The following is a 474-nucleotide window of genomic DNA, read 5'->3' on the forward strand; positions in this document are numbered from 1 at the left end:
GTCCGTAGGTCGGATAAGGCGTTCACGCCGCATCCGACAGTGCATACTAACCCGTAATCCCCAATAGTGCCGAAGCACTCGCCTTACCGCTCAACAACTCATCGGTCATACCCTGCCAGGCGATGCGCCCGTCGGCGACCACCACCGAGCGTGTGGCGATCCGCGCCGCATCTTCCACACTGTGCGACACCATCAATAACGTCATTTTTTGCTGCTTGCAGCTCGTGCTCACCAGCGTCAACATCTCCTGACGTAACGCCGGATCGAGCGCAGAGAACGGTTCATCGAGCAATAAAATCGGCTGTTCGCGCACCAGACAACGCGCTAACGCCACGCGCTGTCGTTGACCGCCAGAAAGCTCGCCCGGTAATCGCGCCATTAAATTATCAATCCCCATCTGGCGGGCGATAGCGTGCATTTTCTCCTGCTGTGCCGTGTTCAGCTTCAATCCTGGATTAAGCCCCAACCCGATGT

At 57.2% G+C, this 474-nt stretch carries 1 protein-coding gene; it reads right to left on the minus strand.

What is annotated here, in order from left to right; genetic code table 11:
* Positions 1–46: 46 nt before the first annotated feature.
* Positions 47–474, minus strand: a 428-nt coding sequence (locus C1I98_RS39675) for an ATP-binding cassette domain-containing protein (RefSeq protein WP_146607962.1), incomplete at its 5' end; no start/stop codon positions are given.

This window comes from Spongiactinospora gelatinilytica (assembly GCF_003236385.1).
Classification (GTDB): domain Bacteria; phylum Actinomycetota; class Actinomycetes; order Streptosporangiales; family Streptosporangiaceae; genus Spongiactinospora; species Spongiactinospora gelatinilytica.